Source organism: Saccharococcus thermophilus (assembly GCF_011761475.1).
GTDB classification, from domain to species: domain Bacteria; phylum Bacillota; class Bacilli; order Bacillales; family Anoxybacillaceae; genus Saccharococcus; species Saccharococcus thermophilus.
Genome location: NZ_JAASRS010000001.1, coordinates 1365744 through 1389410 on the forward strand (window position 1 = coordinate 1365744; position 23667 = coordinate 1389410).

17 protein-coding genes, 1 other RNA gene and 2 pseudogenes are annotated in these 23667 nt (G+C 45.3%); 2 read left to right on the forward strand and 18 right to left on the reverse strand.

The window, feature by feature from the left end; all coding sequences use genetic code 11:
- Positions 1-88: 88 nt before the first annotated feature.
- From BDD39_RS07080 to gpsB, 9 genes and pseudogenes are all read right to left on the reverse strand, one after another.
- Complete coding sequence (locus BDD39_RS07080) at positions 89-2029, reverse strand: ATP-dependent DNA helicase (protein ID WP_166909359.1); 1941 nt, start codon at positions 2027-2029, stop codon at positions 89-91.
- 201 nt (positions 2030-2230) lie between these two features.
- Positions 2231-2407 carry a hypothetical protein gene (locus BDD39_RS07085; RefSeq protein ID WP_166907059.1) on the reverse strand — a complete coding sequence of 59 codons (177 nt, stop codon included), beginning with the start codon at positions 2405-2407 and terminating at the stop codon, positions 2231-2233.
- Between the two features lie 360 nt (positions 2408-2767).
- Complete coding sequence (locus BDD39_RS07090) at positions 2768-3331, reverse strand: PIN domain-containing protein (protein ID WP_166909361.1); 564 nt, start codon at positions 3329-3331, stop codon at positions 2768-2770.
- Positions 3318-3494, reverse strand: a complete 177-nt coding sequence (locus tag BDD39_RS07095) for a hypothetical protein (protein WP_166909362.1) — start codon at positions 3492-3494, stop codon at positions 3318-3320. The genes BDD39_RS07090 and BDD39_RS07095 overlap by 14 nt, the downstream gene beginning before the upstream one ends.
- Positions 3495-3644: 150 nt before the next feature.
- Positions 3645-4298 (reverse strand): annotated as a pseudogene (locus BDD39_RS07100) (IS1634 family transposase); the annotation flags it as partial.
- A 315-nt stretch (positions 4299-4613) separates the two neighbouring features.
- Entirely contained in the window at positions 4614-5750 is a 1137-nt protein-coding gene (locus BDD39_RS07105) for a THUMP domain-containing class I SAM-dependent RNA methyltransferase (RefSeq protein WP_166909364.1), read from the reverse strand.
- 96 nt (positions 5751-5846) lie between these two features.
- Positions 5847-7535, reverse strand: coding sequence for a putative bifunctional diguanylate cyclase/phosphodiesterase (locus BDD39_RS07110; RefSeq protein WP_208404492.1), 1689 nt, complete (start codon positions 7533-7535; stop codon positions 5847-5849).
- Positions 7536-7712: 177 nt separating this feature from the next.
- Positions 7713-8111: RNase P RNA component class B (gene rnpB, locus BDD39_RS07115), an RNA gene on the reverse strand.
- A 122-nt stretch (positions 8112-8233) separates the two neighbouring features.
- Entirely contained in the window at positions 8234-8530 is a 297-nt protein-coding gene (gene gpsB / locus BDD39_RS07120) for a cell division regulator GpsB (protein ID WP_166912313.1), read from the reverse strand.
- Positions 8531-8684: 154 nt separating this feature from the next.
- On the opposite strand from gpsB, the gene BDD39_RS07125 reads away from it, so the two are divergent.
- Positions 8685-9866, forward strand: coding sequence for an IS701 family transposase (locus tag BDD39_RS07125; protein ID WP_166907872.1), 1182 nt, complete (start codon positions 8685-8687; stop codon positions 9864-9866).
- 101 nt (positions 9867-9967) lie between these two features.
- On the opposite strand, the gene BDD39_RS07130 is transcribed toward BDD39_RS07125, so the two are convergent.
- The 9 genes and pseudogenes from BDD39_RS07130 to BDD39_RS07170 form a co-directional block, all read right to left on the reverse strand.
- Complete coding sequence (locus BDD39_RS07130) at positions 9968-10510, reverse strand: SLOG family protein (protein WP_166909368.1); 543 nt, start codon at positions 10508-10510, stop codon at positions 9968-9970.
- 63 nt (positions 10511-10573) lie between these two features.
- Complete coding sequence (locus tag BDD39_RS07135; protein WP_166909370.1) at positions 10574-10828, reverse strand: CotD family spore coat protein; 255 nt, start codon at positions 10826-10828, stop codon at positions 10574-10576.
- 305 nt (positions 10829-11133) lie between these two features.
- Positions 11134-12435, reverse strand: a complete 1302-nt coding sequence (locus tag BDD39_RS07140; protein ID WP_380630373.1) for a ribonuclease H-like domain-containing protein — start codon at positions 12433-12435, stop codon at positions 11134-11136.
- 5 nt (positions 12436-12440) lie between these two features.
- Positions 12441-14708 carry a DEAD/DEAH box helicase gene (locus BDD39_RS07145; protein WP_166909372.1) on the reverse strand — a complete coding sequence of 756 codons (2268 nt, stop codon included), beginning with the start codon at positions 14706-14708 and terminating at the stop codon, positions 12441-12443.
- 94 nt (positions 14709-14802) lie between these two features.
- Positions 14803-15588, reverse strand: coding sequence for an IclR family transcriptional regulator (locus tag BDD39_RS07150; protein ID WP_166912317.1), 786 nt, complete (start codon positions 15586-15588; stop codon positions 14803-14805).
- A gap of 313 nt (positions 15589-15901) precedes the next feature.
- Complete coding sequence (locus tag BDD39_RS07155; RefSeq protein WP_166909374.1) at positions 15902-17113, reverse strand: NAD(P)-dependent malic enzyme; 1212 nt, start codon at positions 17111-17113, stop codon at positions 15902-15904.
- A 190-nt stretch (positions 17114-17303) separates the two neighbouring features.
- Positions 17304-19487, reverse strand: coding sequence for a malate synthase G (locus BDD39_RS07160; RefSeq protein ID WP_166909376.1), 2184 nt, complete (start codon positions 19485-19487; stop codon positions 17304-17306).
- Positions 19488-19597: 110 nt separating this feature from the next.
- Positions 19598-21049 carry an FAD-binding oxidoreductase gene (locus BDD39_RS07165; RefSeq protein ID WP_166909378.1) on the reverse strand — a complete coding sequence of 484 codons (1452 nt, stop codon included), beginning with the start codon at positions 21047-21049 and terminating at the stop codon, positions 19598-19600.
- Positions 21046-21816 (reverse strand): annotated as a pseudogene (locus BDD39_RS07170) ((Fe-S)-binding protein); the annotation flags it as partial. The gene BDD39_RS07165 and the pseudogene BDD39_RS07170, both read right to left, overlap by 4 nt.
- Positions 21817-21915: 99 nt before the next feature.
- On the opposite strand from BDD39_RS07170, the gene BDD39_RS07175 reads away from it, so the two are divergent.
- Positions 21916-23574, forward strand: a complete 1659-nt coding sequence (locus BDD39_RS07175) for an IS1634 family transposase (protein WP_015863777.1) — start codon at positions 21916-21918, stop codon at positions 23572-23574.
- Positions 23575-23667: the final 93 nt, after the last annotated feature.

Consider the following 23667-nt stretch of genomic DNA (forward strand, 5'->3'; position numbering starts at 1 on the left):
CCCCCTGTTTTTTTGTTGCGTTGATAATATTTCCATGATAAAAGGCCGTTTTCCTCTTTTTTATAATAAAAAAAGTGAGGAAAGAATTCTATTCTTCCCTCACCGTTGTCGGCAGCACCTCTTTGACTGCATCAATTACTTGCTTGTCCTCATCATTCGTGACAAAAATCGAAACGATGCCGCGGTCTTCATGGGTGCGGATCAAGCGCCCTACTCCTTGGCGCAGCCTTAGCAACATATACGGAACGTCCACTCCCCAAAACGGATCTTCATACGCTTTTCGCTTCGCCTGAAAAACCGGATCGTTCGGCGGATATGGCAGTGACCAAATAATCACGTTTGATAACGACGGTCCCGGAATATCGAGTCCTTCCCATAAATGTTCAGCACATAAGATCGTTTCTTCATTCGCTTGGAAGATGGCGACGAGCTCGCTAATTTCCCGATCGCCTTCAAACAAAAAGGTAAATTGCTTCTCGCTGCTTGCGGCCTCTTTAAATTGCTGCAGTTCTTGCCGTGATGGGAACAAAATAAGGGCGCGTCCATCTGTTTCCCGAATTTTGCCCATCGCATACGCATATTTTTGGGCAAACAGCGTTTCATCATTGGTAAATGTCGGCATATAAATCGTCATTTGCTGCTCATAATCAAACGGCGAGTCGACGCTGAAAGACAAATATTCATCAATGCCAAGGCTATTCGCAATATATTGGAACGATTTGCCGCTTGATAGCGTCGCCGAAGAAAAGATAAACGGAATCCGCTTGCTGAACACTTTTTCGCGCAATACTTCCTGCACGGTACGCGGCATGACGACAAGCGTTGTTTCTTGACGGGATGACTCCATCCATATAATGGCATCCGCATTATTCATGAACAAATCAAGCGAATATTCAATTTGATCTAAATATTCATCAACAATATTTAATTGATAGTGATCAATCGTATATGTCTCGCTTTCAAAGACGAGCTCGTTGCCAATCTCCACTATTTTGCCGTGCAATTGTTCCGCAAGGCGGAGCAATTTCGGCGAAAACGTAATTTCTTGACGATTCGAACCGGCTATTTCTTTTGCACATGATTTCAGCTCATCAAAAAAGCGGACGCTGATTTGCAGCGTTTCCTCAATTAAATAGGCAAGCTCTTCACGAATATCGTTTTCTAAAAGCTTTGTGAGCAACGTTTCCAACGTCGTTTCTTTCATCCGGTATGTCAGCGCTTTTTGCGCGGCGAACTCTAACAAATGCCCTTCATCAAATACAACGCAGCTCGCTTCCGGCAAAAGCGGAAGCTGTCCTTCACGTTTGCGCGCATCATATGTCCAAACATGCTCCATGTAAAAATCATGGGAGCAGACGATTAAATCGGCTGCTTTCCGGTAATACTCCCGCCATAACGTTTGCCCGCAGCGATGGCGTTTTTCACACGTAAAACAGTCTTGGAACGGATCCCAGGCGATTTTTTTCCATTGCTCATCCGTCAAATGGGCATACTCTTTCCGATCTCCATAATGGTAGAATGCCTGCATTGGCTTATTGTCGTGCACAAACGCTGGAAGTTCATCATAAATTTGCTCGTAAAGTTCGATATCCTTGTCATCATATGTCGTTACTTCTTCTAGTTTGTTTAAACATAAATATTGATCCGGGGACTTCGCGAGCCGCACATCAATCTGTAAACCTAGTACATTGGATAATTTCGCGATATCCCCTTCTTTTTTTACCAGCTGTTCAATCAACGTTTCATCGGCGCAGGCGATAATAGCCGGCTTTCCTGTATAGCGGGCGTAACAAATCGCATACAGCAAATAGACAATCGTTTTCCCCGTGCCAACTCCCGCTTCCGCAAAAATCACTTTTTTCTCGCGAAAGGCGCGCTCTAACTGAAACGCCATATAAATTTGTTCATCCCGAAGCTCAAAACCCGCTTCCGGCAAAATGTCATAAAACACATCGCCAATCCACTGGCTTAGCTTATCAAAAAAATTCTCATTTTTTTCTAATGTAAAAGGATAGCGCTCACGGCTCATCGTTGAAAAACCCTCCAAAAATATAAATAAGAACTTCCTACCCACTACATGGTTTTGTATGCATGCATAAGCGCGCAACGATTTTTGCTGCGCGCTTACGATTCTGTAAAGTCTAACAAAATAATATTATGATGGATCGTTCTCAAGAAGTCAAATAATATAAGCAGCCGATGATCGGAGCGCAAACTTTCTTTAGCTTCCTTATGCTTTCAACGTGCTGGATATGCGGTATGTAAACGCTTGTTTCCACGTGTTTTTGGCCACTTCAATTTGTTTTAAATGTTCATCATCGACATTTTGCTGTACTAAACATTCGTATGTGCGGTCAAGCGCTTCGGAAATTTTCATCCAATCAAGCGAACAATAAGTCATTTTCATCCCCTTCCTGCAAAAAGTAGTTCATGGATAATATCCGTATTATATGCAGAAAGGAATGGTCCTATTCAATTTTAATTAAGTAACTGCTAAAACGTCGTTATTTCGACAAATGTTTATTAATGGTTATGATCCCATACGATTAATTAAAAAGGAATGTTTTATTTCAGGCATTAACAATACCAACATGCTATCAAAGCTAATCCTTTGCAAGACAAAGTCTTTTCCAATATTCCAACCTCTTCTTTCTTCAACATGTCCAGCAATTCATTGTAATCTTGATCTTCATTTAGCATGTCTACATTTGTCCGCTGGTTTGCACTCATTTTTCAAAACAAAAATAAAAGTCGGCTTTATGACGACTTAATAATCTCTATGTTTCCCCGTTGTATAATAAACATTTGTAATATTTGGAAGTTCCGTTCCTTGACTAAACATGTTTTCTGCTAATCTTTTATCTACAGTCAAAAAACTTATACCGTATAAATTAGCAATAGAAGCATTTACTGCATCTGCCGATCCTAATTCTTTATATAATGAAATTTGCTTAATAACGCTTTCTTTATCCCCATCTAATATTGAAAGAACTTCATTTTCTATTAATTCTTTAATACCATTAGTAATTGTCTTTTCAATATTCTCTATATCCGAATTCGTAAAATCATTTGCTTTGTCAGGGAAAGAAGTAAGATATTTCTTTAGAGGAGTAGATGCTAAATAGGTTATTTCATTTACTATTGTTGGATTAATGTATAAAAATAAATTCTTGTCATTATGTAATATGTGCTTATCAAACAACTGTTTTACAGTTGAATGATAAGCATCATATGGATTATAAAAAGCAAACAATACCCCCGTGTCAACAAGGATATCTTCGCCTTCTACAAAACCTTGGAAATCTAGATGATTAAAATCAATTATTCTCATACTTCCACCAATGACGAACGTCATTCATATCGATTTTTGATGGAGCGCTTCCCATATGCTTTTTTAGTAATTCTTTTTTACTTTTGGTCAACCCTGTATTTTTAGATTTATCGATCTTTTTTGTAGCAGTAGCGTTCATTTTCTTCTCCCCCTTATCGCACATACAATCGCCTCCTTAAGAGGCTATTATATGCATTTTTATGGAAATTATACCATAAAACAAGTAATTTTCATCAACTTATTTGAACTTATTTGCATTTATTTTAACTTATTTCAACTTAAAATAACTTAATTTACTACAATCAAAAACCGAGATGCGAACCAGCAAGAGAGCCAGCCAACTGAGCGGCACATGCGCACGAATGCGGTCTTCCAAGCGATGATACATCGGGCGCAATTCGAGGGTCGATTTTAATGTTCGAAAAGCCTGCTCGATATCCACCAGCTGCTTATATCCCAGCGCCACATCCTCGGCAGACAGTGTGTCATCGGACGTTCGGATGAGATATTTCCCATCATACTTTTCGGCTTTACGGACCGCCTGTTTGTCGATGCGAAGCGTTCCGTCCTTCAATTGGCGCAAATATTTGCCGTATGAAGGATGAGAACGCAACCGACAATGACGAGAAGCAAACAAGGTTCTCAGAATGTCATCCAGCCCCACTTGTCTCCATAGCTGGTCAAGAAGCCAAATGCCACCGAGGCGTTTGCACGACTGGAATCGAAAATCGGAAGCTTCCCCTGCCAACTCCTGCGTTTTCCAAACCTGCTCAGGAGAAAGGAATCTCGAAATGCTTTTGGCCAGACGCTCCAAGACGGCGCGATCCACTTCATCTTCACGCCCAAACAAATAAATCACCTTCGCTTTTGCATATTTGTCCTTCGGATCCCATTCGTTGTGAGCAAGCTGGAGATAAGCAACGGTTGTTCCATCTTTGTTTTTACGTGTTACTCGTCGTATGTACATGCCTATATTAATACATATATTTTAAAAGGCCTAATAAACAAAACGTGTGCCTATGAAATTTGGCGTCTTTTCCTAGGTTGACAACCCCAAAATCCTTGATATAACAGGATTCTTGAACTTTTTATTTGCCTAAAATGGCCCTCAAACTGTCGAACTCGGGTAAACCTCCGATCTTCAAGAAAATCCTTTATGGCGTATTTTAAAAGCAAAAAAGCCACACCTCCTTTTCCGTTTGAAAAGAAAGTGTGACTTAAATTTAGACCATATTGTTTTTGTGAAACCACATTATTAAAAATCGCTCAAACCCTTGACACATCAGCTTTCTTTCGGCGGCCGCGGCCCCCAGTATTGGTAATAATGCGTTTCGATAAAGCCGTTGAATAATTTGCGGCGCTTCGTCGCTTTTTTCCCATAATGCTTTTCAAACTCTTTATGCGCCGTCAAAATATAGATGGACCACGTATCTAAAGCGGAAAACGTTTTGCCCATGTCCCGATACATTGCCTCTACTTCTCTACGCTCGCCAAGCCGCTCGCCATATGGGGGATTGCCGACGATCACGCCGTATTCTTTGCGCGTGCGAAAATCTTTTACTTGCATTTGCTTAAATGACACCAAATCGGCAAATCCGGCTTCCAGCGCGTTTGTTTTGGCGATTTCCACCATGCGATGGTCAATGTCAAATCCGGAAATGTCGAGAGGCTGGTCATAGTTGGCCAAATCTTCCGCTTCCTCGCGGGCTCGCTCCCATGTTTTTTCGCCAATCCACCCCCATTGTTCAGACACAAAATCACGATTAAATCCTGGCGCGATATTTTGGCCGATCAGCGCCGCTTCAATTGGAATCGTTCCCGATCCGCAAAACGGATCGACAAACGGGCGGTCCGGCGTCCAGTTTGTCAGTTGCACGAGCGCGGCCGCCAGCGTTTCTTTTAACGGCGCTTCCCCTTGTTGGGCGCGATAGCCGCGTTTATGCAAACCGGCTCCGCTCGTGTCAATCGTCAGCGTGGCGATATCTTTATGAAGCGCAACTTCAATACGGTAAAGAGGTCCTGTTTCTTCAAACCAAGAAACGTGATGCTTCTCCTTCAAACTTTCCACCACTGCTTTTTTGACGATCGCCTGACAGTCTGGGACGCTAAAAAGCGTGGATTTTACCGATTTTCCGATCACCGGGAAGTTGGCATTCACCGGCAAATAATCAGCCCATGGCAACGCTTTTGTTTGCTCAAACAGCTCCTCAAACGTCGTCGCTTTAAATTCCCCGATTTTTAATTTCACGCGATCTGCCGTGCGCAACCATAAATTCGCACGGCAAATCGCCAGTTCATCGCCCTCGAACGTCACTTTTCCGTTTTCCACTTGGCACTCGTAGCCGAGGCGGCGCACTTCATCGGCAACGATCGATTCCACACCCATCGCCGCCGTAGCGATTAACGTAATCGAACCCATTTTTATCTTTATCCTCCTATTTTTTATGTTATAAAACCTCAAACTCTTGCAGTTATATGTAACCATCCGTATAAAACACTGGCAAGCACGGCGCTTTCAATCATAAAGATGGTTCCACATATCTAAAAACTCATATAATTCACTAATTGGCATCGGCTTAGACACATAATATCCTTGTACAAAATCACAACATTGCTTTTCAAGTACTTGATACTGTTTCTTCGTTTCCACGCCCTCAGCCACCACTTGAATTCGAAGGCTGTGCGCCATCATAATAATCGCCTCGACAATTGCCGAGTCTTCTTGATACTGAGATAATTGTTTGGTAAAACTTTGATCGATTTTCAATATATCGATTGGAAAACGATGCAAATAACTTAACGTGGAAAATCCCGTTCCAAAATCATCAATCGCAACGCTTATTCCCATTGTTTTTAGCATGGTAAGCCTTTCCACAGACTGTTCGGCGTGAGGCATGACGGCGCTTTCCGTCAATTCCAGCTCGATCAAACGCGGATTCACGTTTACCGATTCGATCGTTTTTTGCAATTTCTCCAAAAAATCAATTTGTTGAAAATAGATAGGAGAAATATTAATGCTCATTTTTACATTAGGAAAATGCAATTGCAATTGTTTCAAATGTTCGCATGCTTGCAGCATTATCCAATCGCTCATCGGCGTAATTAAACCCGATTCTTCGGCAAGCGGAATAAACATTCCTGGAGAAATAAATCCTTTTTCTGGATGGTTCCATCGGATTAGCGCTTCTACCGCACGAATTTGTTTCGTTTTTATATCTAATTGCGGCTGGTAGTAAAGTTCAAATTCTCCCCGATCAAGCGCCTTCCTCAACGCGGTTTCAAGTTGAAACAATTGCTTGCCGTCGCTATGCATTTCGTCATGATACAAAGCATATTGATTTCTTCCATTCTTTTTTGCTTGGTACATCGCGCGATCCGCCATGCGTATCAACGTTTCTTTATCTGTTCCATCAAATGGATAAACACTAATCCCAATACTGGTAGATATATACATTTCTTGATGGTTAAAATAGAATGGCCTTTTCAATGATTCGACAATTTTCTCCGCCATATATACCGCTTCGCGAATATGTTTTAAATTCGGCAAAATAATGACGAATTCATCACCGCCAAACCTCGCGATCGTATCTTGTTTTCTCAACAGTCCTTTGAGACGTTGCGCCGTTTCTTTCAATAATATATCTCCCACGCGATGGCCTAACGTATCATTAATGTTTTTGAAGCGATCTAAATCTAAAAATAATAAAGCAAATGACTGATTGTGTTTTTTGGACATTCGAATAATACTTTCTAATCGTTTTTCAAGCAAATGCCGATTCGGCACGTTTGTTAATGTATCATAAAGCGCCAGTCTCGTTAATCGCTCTATATTTCGTTTATGTTCTGTAATGTCAGAAAAAATGGCCACATAATTCGTCACATTTCCCTTTCGGTCCTTTACCACACTAATCGTTAACCATTCAAGATACAATTCCCCGTCTTTTCGCTTATTCCATATTTCCCCTTTCCACACTCCATGTTGTTTTATATTATTCCACATTTTTTCATAAAATGGTTTATCATGCATTCCAGATCGCAAAATACGGGGGTTTTTACCAATCACTTCTTCCGCACTGTATCCAGTGACAATTTCAAATGCCGGATTGACGAATAAAATTCTATTTTGCACATCTGTAACAATAATGCTTTCATTAGAATATCGAAAAATGTTTTTTGCAATTCCAACAAATGTATGTATATCCATTAGATTTTGATCATAATCATACACTTACATCCCTCTTCCTTCCCTTAAATCACTGTCCATCTATATATAAAAATATTCATACCGTGACTATAGTTATTTTTTTAAACAATGAAAAAGCTCCCCTTCATGCAGGAGAGCTTTTTCATATACCATATACCATTCACGACGTTAATAATGTTCTGTAAGCCATGTTCTGTACCTTCGTACTGCAAGCGGCTTTCGCCTCGTACTCCGGCGGTAATCATCTATCTACAGATGGAAAAAATTCCATCTGTCCTTCCCTCCGTTCATTTCCTTCGGGAAGGCGCCCCTACCATCATTTGGGTTTCTCGCTCGTGGGGTTTACCGCGTTCCACCTCTAAGGTTTCCCTTAGAGCTGCGTCACTGTGGCACTTTCAGGGTAATCGAACCATATCCCAACGGGACTTAGGTTCTTTCCCCGCCGTCAGCCCAGCATTGCGCCAGACTGCCCTAGCTTATGGTTTCGCTAGGCACGAACACTACGGGCATCTCAGCACCGTGCGAGCATGGACTTTCCTCTACGGCAATGAATTGCCGCAGCGATTACCCGAACATTATTAACGTCGTTTGCACATTGTAGTATAGTTTATTTTTCAAGTCATTTCAATAGCAAAATTTTCTAACCATATGTATTTTACCATTCAACACATGGCGCCTATATTGGTTCACATAAAAAATTAATCGTATAATTTATTGCCAAATACATGTTTTTCTAAATTAGACAACCTTTGCAAAATATCATAGTTTGTTGTTCCCGCTTGCGCAGACGGCCGCTTTTGCAGTTCTTCCACTTGCCGTTTTAGGCGAGCGTTTTCTTGCTGCAGCTGCTCAATTTCTTGCTGGAATGTTTCGTAATCTTTAATAATCATGTCCAAAAACTGATCGACTTCGTCTTGATTGTACCCCCGCATACTTACTTTAAATTCTTTTTCTAAAATTTCTTTTGGCGTTAACTTAATACGACCCGCTAACATCGCTTTCACCTCAATTCCACATTCCGCTATTATCCTGTAGATGAGCAAATTCGCTAACATAAATTTACAACCAAACAAAAAAAGAGACATGAACCCGATTCCTTGATTAGAATAGATGTGTCACCAAAACTATTCACAAGGAGGTTCATGTCTCATGAATAGATTAGCACATCATCAAGGAATCCACAAGTTTTTCACGATGTTGGGGTTGGCCCTTTATTTTTCAAAACCTGTCATGAAGCATCTCGTTCATATCGTGGATGCGCTGACCACCAAAGGATTTGCGGGAACATTGACCGATCTTCATCATTGGAGCTTTCATCCGAACCACCGCACGACACTCAGCCATTTTTTCACGAAAAGCCCTTGGGATGAAGAGACGCTGCTTCGCAAACTTCAACAGTGGATGCTTCGTCGTGTCGAACGCATCGCCAAACAGGAGAGTCAACCCCTTTTTGTTTCGATCGATGATACGATTTGCCAAAAAACCAAGCCTTCGTCACAGGCAACGCACGCCATTCAAGGGTGTGATTGGCACTATTCTCACACAGAGAAAAAGTCGATCTGGGGACATTCTCTCGTTTGGCTCATGGTTCATACGATGACCCAGGCTTTTCCCTTTGCGTTCCGCCTCTACGACAAGGCGGCTGGGAAAAGCAAGGGGGAACTCGCGATCGAGATGCTTTCTTCTTTGGATGTACACCGTCCTGTTTATGTGCTGATGGACTCTTGGTATCCATCGCAAACGCTCGTGGAAGCTTGTCTGAAAAAGGGATTCCACGTAATCGCAATGCTCAAGGCCAATCGGCTTCTTTATCCAAAAGGCATTGCGGTTCAGGTGAGGGAGTTTGCCCGCTACATCGAACCGAAAGACACTCACCTCGTCACGGTGGGAGAAGAGCGTTATCGGGTTTATCGCTACGAAGGCTCTCTCAAAGGTCTCGATGATGCCGTGGTGCTGCTCGCTTGGAAAGCCGATCAGCCGATGACATCGGAACATCTTCACTGCGTCTTGAGCACCGACCGGGATCTAAGCGATGAAGAGATCTTGCGCTACTATGCCCAGCGTTGGTCGATCGAATGTTTTTTCCGTCAAGCGAAAGACCAGCTGAAACTCGATGGATACCGCGTTCGCGGACGTCGGGCGGTGAAACGCTACTGGATCTTGGTGCAGCTTGCTTACGTGTACAGCATGTTCGAGTCGAACAGCGATTTTTCTGATGGGCTCGATCTTCTGCGCAAGAGAAAAGGACATAGCCTCGTGGAGTTCATTTACCGTGCAGCGAAACAAAATATTCCCATTGATACCGTGAAAAAACAGCTCCACGTGGCATAAGGGGTACCCTGTTTGTCTCTTTTACATGGTAATTATTGTAATTAAAATTGCTCAACTACAGTATTATCTTTATTTTTTCAGAAATCAAATCGATTGTCAATTTACGTTTCATTGAACTGCACTTCTTCTATAATAGCTTGTAAATCAGAAAACGTAATGGGAAAAATGGCGTAATTTTCTTTTCGCTTCGCAACTTCTAACATATATTTCGGAGTTCCTTCTTTTTCCTCATCATAAACGATAAGTAAACCATCACTTTTTCGGACGATCCATTCATTTTTCCAGCGAAACTGTGCAGGACTTTCGTATGGCCGTTTTGTAATACTGTCGACAAAATCAGCTTGTGACACAATCCATTCATAATATTCACGATTCATTTCATTCCATCGTTCTTCTTGATTCAAAAACGGTGTAAGAATAGCAACTTGCAACTGGGGATATTCCATTCGTAAATCATACGCCGTTTCCGCTGCCCAAAGCTCTACCCCCAACTGTCCGCTAATGACAATCCATTCCAGTCCTTCATCTAACAGCGGAAGCAAACGTTGGCGAATCGCTAATTGGATATAGGAAACAGCCGGATGATTATTGGAAAAAATATTGAGCTCATACGGTTTATATCCTGTGACCGCAAGCACTCTCATGTTCTATACCCCTTTTCATTGTAAAAAACAGGAACCGCCTTGGCGGCTCCTGTTTTTTCGGGATTAATATCCCAACGGGAACGGAGTTGGGCCAGGTGGGAACGGACCTGGACCTGGGAAATGACAATGTTGGTTTGCTACTTCGTTGACAACCGACTCCGTATGCGGGAAATAATGTTGATGTTGGAAAAGATGATGGTTAACATGTGTCGTATGCGATGGATGAATGTGTGGTACGATCGTTGCTCCAAAATGATGTTGTACACAACATTGTGGTGGATGGATAATCGGTGCCACTACATGTGGTCTGCAAAACATACATCATTCTCCTTTCATTTCATAGGCTTCTCTTTTACAATACTAGCCTATGATGAAAGGAGCGGACTCGTACTAGTATAGATACCCATTTTTCCTATCTGTCGGAAATATACCGCTAACGCTACGTTAAATTGGTAAAAACGACAAACGTTAAACATATGACGATAAAAAACAAATAAAAGATTTTTTTATACATGCTACGCATCGCTTTCTCCCCGCCATTGTTTCATTATGATCGATTCCGATGAAATTGTACACATTTTTTATTTTTTCTACAAGATTCGAAATAGAAAAGTAAGTTTTTTTTATTTTCTGTCACATTTTGCGCTTGCCAAGGAAATATTTCTATCTAATTTCCCCCTGAGGCGCTCGATCCGTTTCGTCCACTCCGACTCTTTGGCGGCATCTCCTTGTTTATACGTGCGGAATAGCGTTTTCCACCGTTCATAGGCGCGGGTAGCGTAGCGATAAGCTTCATAAACATCGCGGAAATAATGTTCATACGCCTTAGCCAGCTCCAATCCGGCTTTTACCTTCCACGCGTCGCTTCCATGCTCCCATAGTTCCAGCCAAATCGCTTTGGCCTCTTCGTACCGTTTTTCTTTTTTATATAAAAGCGACAGCTGCCATTTTGCCTGCCACGCTTCTTTTGTTTCCTTTTCGCTGACATGATGGTACACCAGCTTGGCGACAGCTGTCTCTCCTAACGATTCCAGCCAGCGCGCCGTTTCCAGCTGCTCGAGCGCATCGTCTAGCCCTAAGGCGTCCAATAACTGATTGGATAAATGAATATAAAGGCAAATTAGCGATAAAATATCATGCTCGTTATGCCGGAAAACCGGAAAAATGCGGTCTGGATGCGGCGTAGACAGGAAATCGGCATACATCATCGGCGCCAAAAAGCCAGGGACATCTTCTTTCCGCTCCACTTGCAATATTTCTTTTTCCACTTCAGAAAGGCGAACCGATTCGAGTTTTTGTTTCCACATTCTCCTTGAGGCATGATATAAATCGAAATGGCCGAACGCAGGCAGCTTTGGAACGGCATCTCGAATCAGCGTATGTCGCGTTTTTACTTTCGGCCAATCGAACGCTTTCCCGTTATAGGTAACGAGCGTTGTATAATCGACTTCCGACAGGAAACTTTGGTATAAAGCCACTTCCGCCCCCGGATGCGGCAAAAAATGCTGCCGAACGACAACCCGGTCGGCGTACACGCGGGCATGGCCGAGCAAAAAAATGACATGCCCTGTTCCGCTGCTAAGCCCGGTTGTTTCCGTATCAAAGAAAAATAAATCGCTCGCTTCAAATCCTTTGCAGGAAAGCGGATGGTCAAAAGGTGCAGACTGCCACCGCTGATGGACATGATGCAATTCTCCAAGCTGGTAGCGGCCGTGCCGATAATCGAGCGGGTATACCACTTCGCGGATGAGGCAGTAATCCTCGTCAAAAAAGAACGGCTGCACTTGCTTATTTCGCCATTCATCCAAAAACGGAATTTCCAGGCTGCCCTGCTCTAAAGCAGGGGAGTCTGCATGTTCGGGAGAGGCGCCATGGCGGGATGCCAGCTGCTCCTTCCATCTCGCTAGTTTTTGCTTCATTGACATCGTGTTCATCCTTTCTCATTGGCTAGCAATTGTTGCAAAAAGGCAATGATGCGCTGTTTCGCCAAACGGTGCTGTCCCTCGACAATGCCGATGCAAGAAGGACAGCCGCTTTCACACGGGCAGTTTTCCACCCATTGCTTCACTTTTTCCATCATTTCATCATACCGTTCAAAAACGGCTTCCGATAAACCGACCCCGCCCGGATAACGGTCATAAACAAAAATCGTCGGCCTTCCCGAATGCGGTGCTTTTATTTGCGGCACGACATAAATATCCGACCGGTCGCACATGACAAACATCGGAACAAGATGACGGAGAACATTCGATATGCCAATCAAGACCTGCTCGAGCAGCGGCGCGTCGATATCAGACAGCTCTTCTCCCAGCTCGATCCATGTCGCCGATGTATGCAGCTCTTCTTCCGGCAAATGAATCGGTCCGGAACCGATGTTTTCAAATGTCGATAATTTGATTTTTTTAAAGATCGTCGCCATCGCCCTTACAGAAACCTCGCCATAATGCAGGCTTAACTGCCGCCTTTGCACGCTGCGGTCCTCTTCTAGAACATGAAGCTGCACCGCTAAATTGGCATCCGTGAAATATTCTACGTTCACTTCGCGGACATACGCCTTCTTTTCTTCCCAATCGAGCTTCTCTACTTGATATTGCACCCCTTCATGAAGATAAATCGCTTCCTCATGCAGCAATGTCATTGCGCTGAAACGGTCCATTTCGCCGATGACACGATGGTTCGCCGTTTCGGAAATATCGATAATGACGACATTTTCCTGCGAGGCGGAGCGCAGGCTGATGTTATGGGCCGGAAACGCATCGTTCATCCAATACCATTTGCCGGCGCGATAGTGCAAGACTTTTTGCTCTGCCAAAAACTCCAGCACTTCTTCCACTTCGAGGCCGCCAAACTTTTCCCCTTGTCGGAAAGGAAGTTCATATGCTGCGCATTTGAGATGATCGACGAGAATCAGCATGTTATCCGGGTTGATGCGCGCCGTCTCCGGAGAACGGTCCAAGAAATATTCCGGATGCCGCACAATGTATTGGTCAATCGGATTGGAGCTCGCCACCATAATGACGATGGAATCGCCATGGCGTCTTCCCGCCCGTCCGGCCTGCTGCCACGTGCTCGCTACGGTGCCAGGATAACCGGTCATGATGCATGCTTGCAGCTGGCCGATATCGACGCCAAGTTCAAGCGCGTTCGTACTCACCACTCCGATAATTTCCCCGCTGCGCAACCCTTTTTCGATCTCCCGTCTTTCTTTCGGCAAATAACCGCCGCGATAGCCGCGAATCGTTTTCGGTCCCAACCGGTCTTTCACCAGCTCCTGCAAATGGCTTAAAATCAACTCGACGCGCACGCGGCTGCGGGCGAAGACAATCGTTTGAATGCCATTTTCCAAAAACTGTTTTGCCAACCGGTTCACTTCCATCGTCGCGCTTTTGCGAATATTAAAAGACGGGTGGACAACCGGCGGATTATAAAAAACAAAATGTTTTCTTCCTCGCGGCGCCCCGTTGTTATCAATTAATGTCATTGATTCTCCCGTCAGACGTTCGGCCAGTTCTTTCGGATTGGCAATCGTCGCCGATGTGCAAATAAAGATCGGTTTGCTTCCGTAAAACGAACAGATGCGCTTTAAGCGGCGGATGACGTTGGCCACATGGCTGCCAAACACGCCGCGGTACGTATGGAGCTCATCGATGACAACATAGCGCAAGTTTTCAAATAAGGACACCCATTTCGTATGATGCGGCAAAATCGCCGAATGAAGCATATCAGGATTGGTAATGACAATATGGCCCGCCTGGCGAATTTTTTGGCGAATGCCTGGAGCGGTATCTCCATCATACGTATAGCTGTAAATCGGCACGCCCATTTCTTCAATGATTTCATTCAATTCGCTTTTTTGGTCTTGGGCGAGCGCTTTCGTCGGAAATAAATAAAGCGCGCGGCTATGTTCCGCTTCGACGATCGTCTGTAGCACAGGCAAATTATAGCAAAGCGTTTTCCCGGAAGCCGTCGGCGTCACGGCGACAATATGCTTACCGTTTCGCACCGCCTCGTACGCCGCCGCCTGATGGGTGTAAAGTGAAGCGATGCCTCGCTTTTCAAGCGCCGCTTTGAGGCGCACGTCCAGGCTATCTGGCATTGGAACCGTATTGGCTTCCTGCGGCTCGATTTCATGCCAATACACAACATTTGGATCTTTGCGCAATTGGTCGATTAATTCATGTAAGTTCTTTTTCTTCACATCCGCTCACCTCAACAATTTCACCTTTTTATTTTAATAGAAACAACGAGGAAATTGCCACGAAAAACGATGCACCATAAAAAATGCCCAGCCATTAAGACTGGACGGGCTTATTTTGCCGATATCCGAGCCGAGCGGATATTTGTTTGCCGATCATCTGAATGCGTTCCTGCAATGTTTGAATGCGTTCGTCTGTCATGCGAATCGTCGGGCCGGAGATGCTGACGGCGGCGATCACGCTGCCAGAGTAATCGAAAATCGGGACAGCGATGCAGCGAATGCCATATTCATTTTCCTCTAAATCCAACGCATATCCTTTTTGTTTTACTTTCTCTAATTCTTTAAGAAATTCATTTTTGTCCGTAATCGTAAAATCGGTATGCTTGGGCAAGCCTTTTCGATCGAGGATCTCTAATGCCACACGGGGCGGCAAATGGGCAAGAATCGCTTTTCCGACAGCGGTGCAATGCATTGGCGCCCGTTTTCCTACTTTGGAATGCATGCGCAACGTCTCTGTTCCCTCTAACTTTTCGATATAAATGACCTCGCCTTGGTCATACACGACAAGATGAATGACTTCATTCGTTTCTTTTTCCAACTCCCGTAAATACGGTTTTGCTTCTTTCCGTAAGTCAATCGATTCAAGCAATTTGGAACTCATTTCTAAAAATTTATAACCAAGTTTATACCGCTCGGTCTCTTTATCTTGCTCGATATAGCCATACTGAACAAGAGTTGATAAAATACGATAGACGGAACTTTTATTAATATCCATTTGATTTGCGATTTCGGTGACGCCTAGCCCATCTTTTTTTGAACTGACGATATCAATAATATGCAATGCCCGACTTACAGATTTTACTATATTTTCTTTTTCCATTGTGTTCACCTCGACTATTCCTTCGTCCACCGCCATTATACACCAATTGCCGGGCATTTCACATATAGTGGTACGATTTGCGTCATAACATGTTTTCTCCCGTTTTCGGGCCGTTACAAACGTGTTTCGAAGCGTGATCATTCTGCAATTTCGCATTCATCACAGCGTCGGCGCCAACCAATTCGGCGCCGACTTAGCTTCCTGTTAAAATAACCTCTTACGGTTTCAATGTAGAAATCATTTTGCTAATTAGAGTAATCATCTATTCTGTCTTTTCAACTTCGTTTAAGCAAATTTCATTGTACTACTTCTCTCATATGGCGCTTTCCTGTTCTTTTTCCACATCTCCGCTTCTGGCGACTCCCGTTCTTATAGCCGCGCGTGCCACTGCGTCTGCTACTGCTTCCACCACACGCTTATCAAACGGGTTTGGAATCACATAATCACTCGTTAATTCTTTCGGTCCGATTAAATCAGCAATGGCGCTAACCGCCGCTAATTTCATCTCCTCATTAATTTCAGAAGCGCGTACTTGCAACGCCCCTTTAAAAATTCCCGGAAAGGCGAGGACATTATTTACTTGATTTGGCAGATCGGATCTTCCCGTTGCGACGACCGTGGCTCCCGCAGCTTTGGCATCGTCCGGCATAATTTCCGGAACCGGGTTAGCGAGAGCAAATACAATAGCATTGTCGTTCATCGAGCGAACCATTTCCGGCGTTAACGCTCCGGCGACCGAAACACCAATAAATATATCGGCACCTTTAATGACATCTTTTAACGTTCCTTGGGCGCGTCCGCGATTCGTTTGCTTCGCGAGCGCTTCTTTCATTGCATTCATTCCGTATGGACGATTTTCATAAATCGCCCCTTTGGAATCGCATAAAATGATATCCCCCACTCCCATAGAAAGAAGCAGTCTCGCAATCGCGATACCAGCGGCGCCGGCTCCGTTAATGACCACCTTGCACTCGCTTAGGCTCTTTTGTACGACCTTTAGCGCATTTGTTAACCCAGCGGCTGTCACAATCGCTGTTCCATGCTGGTCATCATGAAATACAGGTATCGACAATTCTTGCTTTAAGCGTTCCTCGATCAAAAAGCAATTTGGCGCCGCAATGTCTTCCAAATTAACACCGCCAAATGTCGGTTCAAGCAATTTTATCGTCTGAACAATTTGTTCCGGATCATTCGTATTAATGCAAAGCGGCACAGCGTCAATGCCGGCAAACGCTTTAAATAAAGCGGCTTTTCCCTCCATTACAGGCATGGCAGCGCTTGCTCCAATATTCCCTAGTCCTAATACCGAAGATCCATCGGAAACAACCGCCACAAAGTTGCCTTTCATCGTATACTCATAAATCAAATCAGGATTTGCATGAATCACCTTACATGGTTCCGCCACTCCCGGCGAATAAATTACACTTAAATCATCTTTATTTTCCACGCGAACTTTGACATCTACACGCAACTTTCCTTTTGCTTGCTGATGAACAAACAGCGATTTTTCCCGAAGGTTCCGCATTTTCACTACCTAGCTACTAACTTTTTCAGTCTATTGCTGCCGCCTTAATGCCGCTTTTGGTGCTGTAATACGTGTAGTAACTAGGATTTGCACCTCCTTTTTTATTATTTTGAATATTAAGAAAAATAATAACACCATTTTTATTAATAAACAAGGGCATTATTGAAATATGCCCTTGTTCCAAAATATTTTATTGTTTAACAGCCGCAAATTTCGCTTTCGCTTCTAGACGACGGCGATGCAAAATCGGCTCGGTGTAGCCGTTTGGTTGCTCATAACCTTTAAAGATTAAATCACACGCCGCTTGGAAGGCGACGGAATTATCATAATCCGGAGCCATCGGACGATAGTTCGGGTCGCCGGCATTTTGCTCGTCAACGACTTTCGCCATCCGTTTTAACGTTTCTAACACTTGCTCTTTCGTGCAAATGCCATGATGGAGCCAGTTGGCGATATGCTGGCTGGATATCCGCAGAGTTGCTCGGTCTTCCATTAGCCCGATATTATTAATATCCGGAACTTTCGAGCAACCGATACCTTGATCGATCCAGCGCACCACATAGCCGAGTATGCCTTGGCAGTTGTTATCCAGCTCTTCTTGAATTTCTTCCGGCGTCCATTGCGGATTTTTAGCGACTGGAATCTGTAAAATTTCATCACGGTAATCTTTGCGGTCTTTCCGCAATTCATTTTGCACTTCCGCCACATTCACTTGATGGTAATGGAGCGCGTGCAGCGTCGCTGCCGTCGGCGAAGGCACCCATGCCGTATTGGCTCCGGCTTTCAGCTGTCCGCCTTTTTGTTTGAGCATTTCCGCCATCAAATCCGGCATCGCCCACATTCCTTTTCCGATTTGGGCGCGGCCTTGGAACCCAGCCGCTAAACCGATCGCAACATTAGATTTTTCATAGGCTTGCAGCCATGTCGACGATTTCATCTCGTTTTTGCGAATCATCGGTCCGGCTTCCATCGACGTATGGATTTCATCGCCAGTCCGGTCTAAAAAGCCTGTATTAATAAAGACGATGCGATCACGCACTTGGTAAATGCAGTTTTTCAAATTCAATGTCGTGCGGCGTTCTTCATCCATAACCCCGATTTTAATCGTGTTGCGTTTTAAGCCGAGCATGTCTTCAACGCGGTCAAACAGTTCATTCGCGAACGCCACTTCTTCGGAACCGTGCATTTTCGGTTTCACGATATAAATCGAGCCCTTGCGCGAATTTAAGTAACGGGTGTTGCCGATGAGCGAATGTTTCATAATTAAGCTTGTCACGACCGCATCGATGATGCCTTCGTATACTTCTTCACCGTTGGCATCTAAAATCGCGTTGTTTGTCATTAAATGTCCGACGTTGCGAACAAACATAAGCGAACGGCCAGGTAGCGTGAGCTCTTTGCCATCTGGTGTTCGATAAACGCGGTCCGGATTTAGCGCCCGCGTCATTGTTTTTCCATTTTTGACGAATGTAGACGTCAAATCACCTTTGACAAGCCCAAGCAAGTTGCGGTATACGAGCACTTTATCTTCTGCATCCACAGCCGCTACCGAGTCTTCGCAGTCCATAATGGTTGTGACGGCTGCTTCTAAATAAATGTCTTTTACTCCCGCTTTATCCGTTTTCCCGACCGAATGGTTGCGGTCAATTTGAATTTCGATGTGAAGGCCGTTATTTTTTAACAAAATAGTGGATGGATTTTCAGGATTTCCTTGGAAGCCGACAAATTTTTCTTCCTCTTTTAGCGTCGTGGTGTTTCCGCCTTCGACAGTAACCGCTAATTTTCCGTCCACTACTTTATATTGTATCGCATCTTTATGGGAATATTCTTTTAATGGCACGGCTTGATCCAAAAACTCGCGTCCATAAGCGATCACTTTGGCGCCGCGCACCGGATTGTAGGAATCGCCGCGTTCAGCGCCGTCTTCTTCGCTAATCGCGTCCGTTCCGTACAGCGCGTCATAAAGGCTTCCCCAGCGGGCGTTGGCTGCGTTTAGCGCATAGCGGGCGTTCGTCACTGGAACGACGAGCTGCGGTCCTGCTTGAACGGCAATTTCTTCGTCTACTCCTTCTGTTGTAATCTCAAAATCTTCCACCTCTGGCTCTAAATAGCCGATTTCAGTTAAAAACGCTTTATATTGTTCCATATCGAAGCTGTCGCGATGTTCTTTATGCCATTCGTTTAGCTTTGCTTGAAGTTCATCACGGCGGGCAAGCAGCGCTTTGTTTCTTGGCGTTAAATCGGCAATCAGCGTTTCAAAGTCTTTCCAAAATTTTTCACCATCGACACCGCTTCCCGGAAGCACTTCCTCGTTAATAAAATCGTAAAGCAATTTCGCGACTTGGATATTTCCTACTTTTACGTATTGTTCCATATTTTTCTCCCCTCTTCCTTTATGTTTCTTATTACGAAACATTGTTTCTAAATTATTTAAAAGAATGATAGCATGAAGTGAAATAACTTTCAATCATTTTCACAAAATTTTCACTTTAGTGAAGAAGCAACTTGTTTCATCTCGACACATCGCCCAGGCGTTGGGAACAGCTTTCCAGCGTTCAGCAAATTTTTCGGGTTAAACACGTCGCGAATGTCGGTTTGCGCAGCAATTTCTTCGTCGCTGAAAATGAAGCGCATTTCTTCTTTTTTCTCGATACCGACCCCGTGTTCCCCGGTAATCGAACCGCCGACAGCGGCACACACCTGCAAACACTCGCTTCCTGCCGCAAGCGCTCTTTCTGTTTCTCCCGGCTCGCTCGAGTCAAACAGCACAAGCGGGTGGAGATTTCCATCGCCCGCATGAAAGAGGTTAGCGATGCGCAATCCATACTTTTTGCTAATGGCCCGGATGTTTTTTAGCACTTCCGGCAATTTGCTGCGCGGAATAACCCCGTCTTGCACTAAGTAATCCGGAGAAATGGCTCCCATCGCGCCAAATCCGGTTTTGCGGTTGGCCCACCAACGCGCCCGTTCTTCCTCCGATTGGGCCGCTTTCACTTCGCGCACGTTGCGCTGTTGGCAAATGCGCAAAATTTCATTAATTTGTTCGGAAATACCGGCAGAAATCCCGTCCACTTCAATTAATAAAAGCGCTTCAATATCTTTCGGATGTCCGACCGGAAAAGCGGCTGCTTCCACTCCTTCGATCGCTGTTTGATCCATCATCTCGAGCGCCGCCGGAACCATCCCTGCGGAAATAATATCGGAAACCGCCTGGCTCGCGTCTTCGACACGATCAAAATAAGCGAGCACCGTCTGCTTCGCTTCCGGATTTTTTAAAATCCGGACCGTAATTTTCGTCACGATCCCTAACGTTCCTTCTGAACCGGTCAACAATCCTAATAAATCATATCCCGGCGGATCCGGAATGCCGTTTTCGCCGATTTCAATAATTTCCCCGTTCGGCAGCACAACTTCAAGTCCTAAAATATGGTTCGTGGTGACGCCGTATTTTAAACAGTGCGCTCCTCCCGCATTTTCGGCGACATTTCCGCCAATCGTGCAGCAATACTGGCTCGATGGATCCGGAGCATAATAATACCCTCGGTCGGCGATCGAATTCGTTAGCTTTAAGTTCACAAATCCCGGCTCCACAACCGCGCGGCGGTTTTCCAAATCAACGTGAAGCAGCCGCTTCATCCGCGTCAAACTAATCACGACTTCCCCGTTTAGCGGAATCGCGCCGCCGCTTAATCCGGTTCCGGCCCCGCGGGCAAGGAACGGCAAATCGTGGTCATGGCAATACTTAACGATCGCCGCGACTTCCTCCGTATTTTTTGGAAATACGACCGCTTTCGGCAGATGGCGGTGAACCGTAAAGCCGTCACAGTCATAAGCAATTAAATCTTCCTTTTTATATAAAATCGACTTTTCGCCGCCAACAATGCGCGCTAATGCCTGAATATGCGGGTCTTTCGTTTGTATTGCCGTTTTTCTCATACGCGCACTTCCTTCCCTTCTTCTTTTTGGTACGCCCAGTCTAATATTTGCACGGTATGAACGACTTTTTGGTTCCGTCCGTATTTCATCACGCCCATTGCCATCTGCAGCATGCAGCCTGGATTGCCCATCGAAATCAGTTCTACATCTTGCGGAACATGTTCCATTTTGCTTTCCAATACCGCGCTTGCCATCTCCGGATGGGTAAGGTTGTAAATTCCCGCACTGCCGCAGCAGCGGTCCGCGTTTGGCATCGAAACCATTTCCACTCCTGGAATGCTCGACAAAATCGCTCTCGGTTCTTGACGAATCCCTTGGCCGTGCGCTAAATGGCAGGCGTCATGGTACGTAATGCGCATGTTTAACTCGGTCTTCGGCTTTTCGTATCCGGTGTCATGCAAATATTTCGAAATATCTTCGACTTTTTGCGCAAATTGTTCTGCTTTTTCGCGCCACTCTGGGTCGTCGCGGAACAGTTCCGGATATTCCTTTAACATGCAGCCGCATCCGGCCGCATTGACGATGACGCGGTCGACATGCCAAAACGCCTCGATATTTTGCTTCGCCAGCCTGCGGCCTGTTTCGCGGTCACCGGCATGAACATGAAGCGCTCCGCAGCACGTTTGGTTTTGCGGAATAACGACATCGTTTCCGTTACGGGTCAACACACGGATTGTCGCTTCATTGATATCGCTGAACATGACATCCATCACACAGCCGGTTAATAGCGCGACCGTGTGCTTTGTTTCGCCTTTTGCTTTAATAACTCACATTTCGCACCCTCTCGACGAAAATCGGGAGGATTTTTTCGTTCCGATGTCGAATGAATCCTTGACACACAAGGAACGTAAAGGAGTTTTTCACTTATGAACGTTCAAGTCAAAAAGGTCTATCGCAATTCTTATTTGAATATAATAAGTGCCCTATTCAAGAAACTGGGTCTGCCTCAATTGATTGACCATCTCGTGCCCGTCGATCCGCAGTGCCAAACGCGAGTCAGCGATGCCGTTCAGGCCATCCTCTACAATGTGTTTGACGGCCGGCAAGCCCTTGTTCACTTGGAACATTGGGCTCAGGAGGTCGATTGTGAGAAACTCATCCGTCCCGATCTCCATCCTTCCTGGTTGAACGACGATGCGTTGGCCCGTCATCTCGATCGCCTGTATGAGGCTGGCATTCACAACGTCATCAGCACTTGCTTGATTCATATTTATCGAAAAGAAGGCCTTTCCCTCCGAGCCTTCCACGCCGATACGACGGACAAGACCGTTTACGGCGCGTATGAATCGGCCTCGTTAGAGGCCTTACAAATCACACATGGCTACAACCGCCATCATCGTTGGCAAAAACAGATCGGTTTCGGACTGGTCGGCAACGAGGACGGCATCCCGTTTTACGGCGATGTGCACGATGGCAACCTGCCCGATAAAACATGGAATCCCGAGGTGCTGTCTCGTGTCCATGAACAGCTGAAGCAGGCCAAAATCGAAGACGAATGGATTTACGTGGCCGATTCCGCCGCGATGACGAAAGAGACCCTGGCGCAAACCAAAGCGGCCAACGCCTTTTTGATCACCAGAGGCCCTTCGTCGCTCCGGATCGTGAAAACCGCGCTGGCCGAAGCGGATGCTGAGGACACGACGTGGAGCGATCCCTTTACGTTGGCGGAGAGAAACGGCGCCACGTACCGGGTATGGGAAACGGCCTCGACGTATGAAGGCCACCCCGTTCGGCTGATCGTTGTTGAATCGAGCGCGCTCGACCAGCGAAAAGGAAAGACGCTTGAAAAAGAACGAACCAAAGAAGCGGAGCTTCTTCGCGAGGAACAAGCCCGTTGGGAGCGTCACCCCTTCTCCTGCCGGGAAGATGCCGAACAAGCCTTGGCGTCCCTCAAGGCGTCCCTTCGCCCCCGGTTTCATCGGGTTGAGGCCGCGGTCGAAGAGATCGTACGCCTGAAAAAACGGCGCGGACGGCCGAAAAAAGGGGCGGAACCCGAGGTGGAGACGCTGTATTTCTTGCACCTTGACGTCGAATTCGACCAAGACGCGTGGGAACAGGCGAGACGGAAAGCGTCCCGGTTTGTCCTTGTCACGACCGTTCCGAAGGAATGGAAGGGCCAACCCATGGATGCCCAAGAGATCTTGAAGCTGTATAAAGGGCAGATCTCGGTGGAAATGAACTTCGCTTTTTTGAAAGATCCGTTTTTCACGGATGAGATTTACGTCAAAAAACCAGAACGGGTCGCAGTATTAGGCTATTTGTTTCTGTTGGCCTTGGCTATTTACCGCGTTTTTCAGCGCCGAGTGCGTCAGTTTATTACTCCAGAACACCCGTTGAAGGGTCCTGGAGGCCGCAAGCTGACCCGGCCGACGGGACAGGCGATTTTTCAGCTGTTTCAATATGTGAACGTCGTCCTGTTCAAGCTGCCGGATGGGCGCATCCAACGCTCACTGGATCGCTCCCTTACCCCTGATCAGCGAAGGATTCTGCAGGGATTGGGCATGGATGAGAGCATCTACGTGTAACGTGATACGGAACGACCAGCGATGGTAAAAAAAGGATTGCCATCGCTCGTTGTGTTGGTCAAAAAGTTATTCTGAAAAACTAAATAAAAAATC